The following is an 8,121-nucleotide window of genomic DNA, read 5'->3' on the forward strand; positions in this document are numbered from 1 at the left end:
AGTGGGGGTCATCGGCAGGGGGGTCGTAACCGCCGGCGGTGGGGGCTGCTGCGCCGGCTCTTCTCCGCTGAGAGATTGCTGTATGGAGTTTTTCTGACCCCGTACAGCCTGGCAATGCTGGCCTTCACGTTGCTGGCGCTGGGCTTTGGTCTTGCGCTAAGCCTGCTCAATGTTGATCTGCTGGCCCCGGCTCCGCTCTCCTTTGCCGGCCTGAGCCAGTATTTCCAGGCCCTGCAGGATTCGACTTTCTGGTCGAGCTTGAAGCTGACGCTCTATTTCATTACAGTTCCTGTGCTCCTGGAGGTGACCTTAGGCCTGCTCCTCGCCCTTCTCTTCCAGCGGGGCCGTCTGCCAACCCTGCTGCAGGCGCTGCTGCTGGTGCCAATGTTCGCCTCGCCGATTGTGACCGGCTTCCTGTGGCTGATGTTCTTTACACCCCATCTCGGGGGAATTGATACCCTCCTGGCGCTCTTCCATGTGCCCGCTATAGCCTGGCTGGACAATGGCCGGACAGCGCTGATAGCGGTCACGGTGGCCGATATCTGGGAATGGACTCCCTTTGCTTTTGTCTTCTTGCTGGCAGCAGTGCGCTCCTTGCCCTCCGAACCCTTTGAGGCTGCTCTCATCGATGGCGCTAACCAGTGGCAGACGGTGCGCTTTATTATCCTGCCGCTTCTGCGCACGCCTCTCTTAACCGTGATACTGCTGGAAATCGTCAACTATTTATCGCTGCTGCCTTTGATTTACTCAATGACAGGCGGAGGACCAGGCACAGCCACGGAGCCTTTAGATCTGTATGCCTTCGTTCAAGGTTTCGAGTACTTCAATTTGAGTTATGCGGCGGCGCTACTCGTTATCTTGATGGGGGTGATGCTTATCCCGGCATTGATCCTGATTACGGGGCTGCGCCGCGGGATGGTGAAGGTATGAGTCTCAAGCAAGCGATGCCTCTCTTCAGCTCGCCCGGTGTGGCCCGGCCCCGCTATGCCTTCCAGCATCGGCAGCGTCGGCGCCTCTGGCGCTGCGCCTTGATGAAACTGCTGCGGCTGGTGGTCATGGTGGCTCTCCTCGCCTTCATCGTGGGGCCGCTTCTCTGGTTGCTTGTGCTCTCGCTTAAGCCAAGTGAGAGCATCTTTAGCTCCGGGCCTTTTAGGCCGACTTTTGCCAATTATGTGGCGGTGGTACAGTCATCGTTCCTGGAAAGCCTGTGGCACAGTGTGCTAATCGATGGCGGGGCAACCCTCCTGACGATGGCTGTGGCCCTGCCCGCCGCTTATGCCATTGTCAGGCAATTGCAACATCCTTTCTTCCGCCTGATGTTGACTTACAACCTGGCTGTGCGTGTGCTGCCAGGGCTGATCTTGCTGGTGCCGCTCTTTGTGGTCTTTCGCCATCTAGAGTTGCTCAATACGTTCCCAGGGATGATGCTGGCTTACCAGGTGATCGGCCTGCCGATCGCTATGACCTCGCTCTTTGGCTTCTTCGCCGAGGTACCGCAAGCGATCGAGGAGGCGGCCATTGTCGACGGGGCCACGCGCTTGCAGGTCTTTTGGCATATTTCCTTACCGCTCGCCCGCCAGGGCATCGTAGCTACCACTATTCTGGTCTTTATGATGACCTGGACTGAGTTCCTCTTTGCTCTGGTATTGACAGGCAATGAGACGATCACGGCACCCGTTGCCATCCTCGATTTTATCAAGTATGCTAATGTGGACTGGGGAAGCCTGGCCGCGGCTACGGTGGTTCTGCTGTTGCCTAGCATCGTTTTCGGCTTCGCTACCGGCAGAGCCTTTATCCACGGGTTGACCGCAGGCGCGATTCAGGGCGAGTGAATCAGCAGGGTCAGTATGGATAGGCATGGACAGACAAGCCCTGTTAGAGGGGTGGCGCTGCTCTCGGACGCGAGGCAGCGGACAGCAAGGTTGCGTTCGGCTTTGCCCACGAGCCAGCTCGTGAGCTTGCTCGTGAGGCTTTTGTGGCAGCGTGGGCCTCACTTTAACTGTGCGCACCGTCTGGGTCGATCCATTATCCCCTGCCTGGTGCCCCCGTCAGGACCGTTGTGGAGAGAGCCATCATGAGCACGCCAGATATTGGAGAGCAGGGAGCTGATAAGAGCTGGGTCCTTTCCGAGGTACGGCGAAAGGCAATTGCCGAGATTGTTTTGCAAGAAGGTACAGTCTCTACGACCAACCTCAGTCGCCGGTTGAAAGTCTCGGAGATGACCATTCGCCGCGATCTAAAGAAGTTAGAGGAGCTGGGCATTCTGAAGCGCACGTTCGGCGGGGCGATCGCCACGGGGCGCAGCGAGGATGTGGCGGTTTCTCAACGAGCGGTTCAAAATCGCGAGAAGAAGGAGGCAATCGCTCGGGCCTGCGCTGCCCTGGTACAGCCCGGCGAGATCCTGCTGATGGATGCCGGTACGACTATGGCCGCTTGCGCTGCCGCCCTGCCCGAGGAGAGTGGCATCCTGGTCGTAACCAATGGTATCATGGTGGTCAATAGTCTGCTGAGTAAGACAGGCATTCAGGTCTATGTGCTCGGCGGAACCCTGGAGCTGGCCCCCCAGCTGATTACCGGCATCTCGGTCATTGAGAAATTACGCTCACTCCACGCCGACAAGGCTTTTATTACGAGTAGCGCTCTCGGAGAGGACGGCTCTGTTTCCGACGCGAATATTCATCAATCGGAAATCAAACGCTATATGATGCAAGCCGCCTCTCAGAGGATTCTAGCGCTTGATAGCTCGAAGATCGGCCACCACTCGCTGAATCGCTTCGCCCATGTCGCAGACTTCGATATACTGGTGGTCGATGGTCAGATTGCGCCCGAGCAGCTGGAGCGGCTAAGGCATGAGGCCAAGCGTATCATCCTGGCTCCCGTAACTGCAGGCGCGCTGGCGACCGTAGTGAAGAAGAGCTTGGCAGCCGAGGAGTCGGCTTTCTCCAACAAGGATTAGCCGGCTGACTCTGCTGCTCAAGGCTTGCTCCCGCCTCCTCTCGCCTGGGAGCCTTTGCTCTACTGCCGCCGCCGCAAGGTCCCTGCTCTCCGTACCCTCCACGGCTGCGGTCAGCTTGCTCCCAGGCCCCCGACTGGCTCTCTCCTCGAATCCGCCCGGGCACGGTTACAGCGCTTGCTCGCTCACGCGCAGATTACCGACTCTCGCCAGCGAAATACTGCCGGCCTTGTGGCCCTCTTGGTGCCAGAGCATCCAGGTCAGCGCCTTGCAAGCCTCCTCTACTAACCCGAGGCGCTAGCTGGCCAGCCTACCGCTGACTGACTACACCTAGCCTCAGCCCTGGGGAGGGAGAGGAGGTACGAAGGCCCAGGCCTAGCCCATTTCAGGCGGGTCCGCGGCTAGTCTGGCTAGCCACTGAGGGGGACCTCGACGGCTACATTGATGAGCGGATAGTACGCCTGAATCTGACTGGCCCCATACTTCTCGCGGAAGCGCTCCGCAATGGCCGCCACACGGCTTTGATCCTCAATCAGGCGTACATTGGTGGTAAGAGCCTGCTGACCGGCTCGCACTTCTAAGGTCGGAGCCTGGCGCAGATTCTTGTACCAGCCGGTCTCGGTCCCCCGCACAGGCAGCAAATAGAGAGTATCGTCTTCCAGCACAAACCACACCGGGTAGGTATAAGAGTGCCCACTGGTACGACCTTTGACTGTAATATTAATTTCACTGCGGCGCTGTAGCAGCGCGCGGAGATCTCGTTGACTCATAGCAGAACGACCTTCCTTTCTCCCCGATCAAAGCAGCAGCCACCTGTCTGCCAGAGAGAGCCTGCTTTCGTCGGCCCGTTAGGGCTGCTGCCCAGAGTACTGTTCATCGCTAACGTGCTCCATCCAGTCGGCTACCTTGCCATCAAGCTCTTCCTGAATAGCAATGTGCGTCATGGCCGTGGTCGGCGCCGCTCCATGCCAGTGCTTCTCACCGGGCGCAAACCAGACCACATCTCCCGGACGAATTTCCTCAATAGGGCCACCCCAGCGCTGGGCCCGCCCACAGCCGGCGGTCACGATCAGGGTCTGCCCCAATGGATGACTATGCCAGGCTGTACGCGCTCCAGGCTCAAAGGTAACGCTGGCCATGCGCACGCGCGCCGGACTGGGCGCCTCGAATAAAGGATCAATGCGCACTGTTCCAGTAAAGGTAGCAGCCGGTCCTTGTTGTGAGGGCTGCGAACCACTTCTTCTGATCTCCATTGTCCTCATTCTCCCTTCCTTCTTTCGCTCACCATCTCCCTTCTCGTCGCGCATCCAGCGCAGAGAGAGAGAGCAAGCCAAGCAGGTCAATCACCAGGTTCCTGTCGCCCCGCGAGCCAAAGCCCTCAGCCCGCCTTTGCCAGTTTTCTCTGAGCAGAGAGATCAGCAGCGCAGGCTGGCTGGCCTTCTTCCCCCTAGTGGCATTATAGAGATCGCCTTGGCAAAGGTGATAGAATAATTCTCGTTAAGCATTGGCTGATTCTGCACAGGCCGAGAGGCAACGCCATCGCGGAGGAGGTTCCTATCCAATGACTCTTATCGCCATTGCAGAGAGCGAGCGCCAATACGACGAGCGGCTACTCCAGCGTCTCCAGGCTAACCGCGAGGAACTGGCCGAGCGCATTGCGCGGGCTACTCCGCGCGATGGAACCGTCGAACCACTTGAGGGCCTCGTTCTGGCGCGCCTCTCTTCACCATCTACCCCTTTACCCAGCGTTGCCGAACCGTCCTTCTGCGTGATCGCTCAGGGTCGTAAGGAGGTATTCGTTGAGCACAGCCGCTATGAGTACGACCCGTTTCATTACCTGCTGGCAACTGTTGAGCTGCCGCGCTTTAGCCGCGTCATCGAAGCCAGCCCAGAGCGACCGTATCTGAGCCTGACCCTGCGCCTTGAGCCTTCACAAGTCACAGCGGTGCTGCTTTCTGCCGGCTATGTGCCCCGGCGTAGCTCGGCACGCGCCTTAGACGTCAGCCCTCTGGATGAGCGCTTGCTGGATGCGGTGGTGCGTCTGGTCAGGCTGCTCGACACGCCGGAAGAGGCGCCGGTGCTGATGCCGCTGGTCACCCAGGAGATTATCTATCGCCTGCTGGTCGGCGAGCAGGGGAGGCGTCTCTGCCATCTGGCCCTGCGGGGCGGCATGCCCTCGGAGATTGCCAGCGCCGTCTCGTACTTGCGCCGGCATCTTTCGGAGCCGCTGCGCGTCGAAAGGCTGGCTCGCGAGCTGGGGATGAGCGTCTCTAGCCTGCATCATCACTTTAAGGCCGTTACCGGTCTCAGCCCACTCCAGTATTTGAAGCAGCTGCGCCTGCAGGAGGCACGCCACCTGATGCTCAACGATGGGTTAGATGCCACCAGCGCCGCTTTCCGCGTCGGCTATCAGGATGTCTCGCACTTTAACCGCGACTACCGAAATCTCTTCGGACTACCGCCAGCGCGCGATATGCAGCGGCTGCGCCAGGAACTGGAGAGCCTGGCCGTCAGCAAAGACTAAGTTGTAATGGCCAGGACAGGGCCACCGTCGCCAGCACAGCTCACGGTCTCTGGCTACCATCCATGCGGCCATAGCCATAGGTCTAAGGAAAGGGGCAGAAGCCGGTGGGTGATACTCGTCCCTCCCTGCCGGTGGGAAGACGCCATCCTGCTCCTGACGGGTTACGAGCAGACCAGCCCCAGCCAGATGCCAGCCGTCTCAAGAGATCCCCCTGGCTTCTTCTGATCGAAGGAAGCCAGGGGGATATCAGGAGCGTTGATTTAACGGGTGGAGAGATCGGATTGCAGCCGCTGCCAGGCCAGGCGCGCCTCTGCGACCGATGCCTCGTCCTCAATGGTCGAGACATCGCCGGGGTCGCGCCCCAGGGTGACGGCGCGTAGCACACGGCGCATAATCTTGCCGCTGCGCGTCTTGGGCAACATGTTGACGAAATTCAGCTCGCCGATGACGGCCACCGGGCCAAGCTCCGTGCGCACCGTCTTGAGCAGCTCCTGCTTTAGCTCCTCGGATGGCTCGTAGTCCTGTTTGAGGACGACGAAGGCCACGATTACCTCGCCGCGCAGCTCATCGGGGCGCCCGGTGACACCGGCCTCCGCAACGGCAGGATGTTTGAGGAAAGCGGTCTCGACCTCGATGGTGCCAATACGATGGCCGGCAATCTTGATGATCTCATCGGCGCGCCCGGCAAACCAGACGTAGCCATCCTCGTCGACATGAGCGGAGTCGCCGGTGTAGTAGACGCCAGGCAAGACGCCCCAGTAATCGCGCGCATAGCGCTCTGGATCACCCCAGAGCGTCGGGATCAGCCCCGGGAAGGGACGCGTGATCACCATGACCCCTTTTTCCCCGGGACCAAGCGGCGAGCCGTCGAGCGGGGAGACGACGCGGGCCTCGATGCCAGGCAGAGGGATGGTAGCCGAGCCGGGCTTGATGGGTAGCATGCCCAGACCGTAGGGATTGCCAAAGATCGGACCACCGGTCTCGGTCTGCCACATGTGATCGATGACGGGGACCCGATTGCGCAAGACGCTCTCCTGCAGCCACGACCAGGCCGGGGCATTGAGAACCTCGCCGGCACAAAAGACGCGCTCTAGCGAGGAGAGATTATAGCGGCGCGGCGGCTCGTCGCCATATTTCATGAGCAGGCGCACAGCAGTAGGCGAGGTGAAGATGCTGGAGACGGCAAATTCTTCGACGATCTGCCAGAGCACGTCGGGCGTGGGATAGTCCAAAGCCCCTTCAAAGGCCAGGGTCGTGGCGCCGGCAATCAGCGGGGCGTAGACAATATAGCTGTGGCCCACAACCCAGCCGATATCTGAGGTGGACCACCAGACGTCGGTTGGCTTGAGGCCGAAGACCCACTGGCCCATGCTATGAATGTGTACCTGGTAGCCGCCATGCATGTGGACGGCGAGCTTGGGCTTGGCGGTCGTGCCCGAAGTGGCCAGAATATAGGCCGGCTCGTTAGCTTCCAGGGGAAGGTAGCTGCCGCTCTGGCCATTGGCCTGGGCCAGAAATTCCTGCCAGCTGAGATCGCGCCCGGCCTGCATGGTCACCGGCTGACTGCCACGTTGAAGGACGACGACGTGCTCGACGCTGCCGTTGCCAGCGGCCAGGGCAGCATCGACAATGTCTTTGAGGTTGGTCTCTTTGCCCTTGCGATAGGTAACGTCCGCGGTGAAGACGAGGCGCGAGCCACTGGCCTCAATGCGATCGCGCAGGGCCTGGGCGCCAAAGCCGGCGAAGACGACGAGGTGAATGGCGCCGATACGCACGGCGGCAAGCATAAGCATGATGGCCTCGGGGAAGGTCGGCATGTAGATCGTGATACGGTCTCCCCGCTGGATGCCCAGGCCGCGCAGGGCAGCCGCCAGGCGCTCAACTTCATGCAGGAGCTGAGCGTAGGTATAGAGACGGCGCTCACCGCGCTCGTTCAAATAGATGAGAGCGGTATGACCGCCCCAGCCACGCTTGACGTGATGATCAAGGGCGCTATAGGAGAGGTTTGTTTCTCCGCCGATGAACCAGCGGAAGGTTGGGGGAGTCCACTCGAAAGTGCGGTCCCAGCGCCGGAGCCAGGGGAGCTGCTCCGCCGCCTTGCTCCAGAAGGCTTCCGGGTTCTCGCGCGCTTCTTCGAGCCAGCGCTCGACAACAGGTGTGATCAGCTTCATAGACTGGCCGCCTTTCTCTTCTTCGAGGACGAACATCCGTGGCAGACGTGGCCCGGTCGGTAGTCCGGTGGCCCGAGAGCCTCTCGTGCTTGCATTGTAGCCCATGAGCCAGGGATCTGAAAAGAGATGGGGAGTGCTGCTAAGAGAACCCGGGCCGGCACCCAGTTGCATGGAGCGTCTTCAGACGCGTCTTCTCTCCCTTCTTCGCGCGCTGAGCCTGGGCGCGGCAGAGAAGCAGGGCGTTACTCGTCCTCCGCGCTCGACTGGGCCTGCTGTGACGCTCCTCCCGGCTCGCACTCGCTCATCGCCAGCGGTTTGCGTCCCCCGACCCTGGGGAGGTTCCAAAGACCACAAAAGTCTTCCTGCTGCATCTGAGCCGCGCCAGTTCGCCTGCGTTCTCTGGATCGATTGGATAGCTATTCTCCGGTTCCGCCATTGACCGTGCTCCTTGCTCAACCTCATGTTCATCTAGC

General features: G+C 60.3%; 7 protein-coding genes. 4 read left to right on the forward strand and 3 right to left on the reverse strand.

The window, feature by feature from the left end; all coding sequences use genetic code 11:
• The 3 genes from IRZ31_RS18280 to IRZ31_RS18290 all read left to right on the forward strand — a co-directional run.
• On the forward strand, nt 1-930 hold a 930-nt coding region (locus tag IRZ31_RS18280), incomplete at its 5' end, for a sugar ABC transporter permease (RefSeq protein WP_297156292.1).
• A complete protein-coding gene (locus tag IRZ31_RS18285; protein ID WP_297156293.1) occupies nt 927-1,832 on the forward strand; it encodes a carbohydrate ABC transporter permease in 906 nt (301 codons plus the stop codon). The genes IRZ31_RS18280 and IRZ31_RS18285, both read left to right, overlap by 4 nt.
• 242 nt (nt 1,833-2,074) lie before the next feature.
• Nucleotides 2,075-2,956 carry a DeoR/GlpR family DNA-binding transcription regulator gene (locus IRZ31_RS18290; protein ID WP_297156295.1) on the forward strand — a complete coding sequence of 294 codons (882 nt, stop codon included), beginning with the start codon at nt 2,075-2,077 and terminating at the stop codon, nt 2,954-2,956.
• Nucleotides 2,957-3,363: 407 nt separating this feature from the next.
• Here IRZ31_RS18290 and IRZ31_RS18295 read toward each other — a convergent pair whose 3' ends face one another.
• Both IRZ31_RS18295 and IRZ31_RS18300 read right to left on the reverse strand, forming a co-directional pair.
• Complete coding sequence (locus tag IRZ31_RS18295) at nt 3,364-3,723, reverse strand: nitroreductase/quinone reductase family protein (protein ID WP_297156297.1); 360 nt, start codon at nt 3,721-3,723, stop codon at nt 3,364-3,366.
• Nucleotides 3,724-3,801: 78 nt separating this feature from the next.
• On the reverse strand, nt 3,802-4,206 hold the full coding sequence (locus tag IRZ31_RS18300) for a cupin domain-containing protein (protein WP_297156299.1): 405 nt from the start codon (nt 4,204-4,206) through the stop codon (nt 3,802-3,804).
• Nucleotides 4,207-4,514: 308 nt separating this feature from the next.
• Between IRZ31_RS18300 and IRZ31_RS18305 the strand changes: the two genes are divergently transcribed.
• Nucleotides 4,515-5,477: an AraC family transcriptional regulator gene (locus IRZ31_RS18305; RefSeq protein ID WP_297156300.1), complete on the forward strand. Its 963-nt coding sequence runs from the start codon at nt 4,515-4,517 to the stop codon at nt 5,475-5,477.
• A 260-nt stretch (nt 5,478-5,737) separates the two neighbouring features.
• Here IRZ31_RS18305 and IRZ31_RS18310 read toward each other — a convergent pair whose 3' ends face one another.
• Nucleotides 5,738-7,648: an acetate--CoA ligase gene (locus IRZ31_RS18310; RefSeq protein WP_297156302.1), complete on the reverse strand. Its 1,911-nt coding sequence runs from the start codon at nt 7,646-7,648 to the stop codon at nt 5,738-5,740.
• Nucleotides 7,649-8,121 lie beyond the last annotated feature (473 nt).

The organism is Thermogemmatispora sp. (assembly GCF_019683635.1).
Lineage (GTDB): Bacteria > Chloroflexota > Ktedonobacteria > Ktedonobacterales > Ktedonobacteraceae > Thermogemmatispora.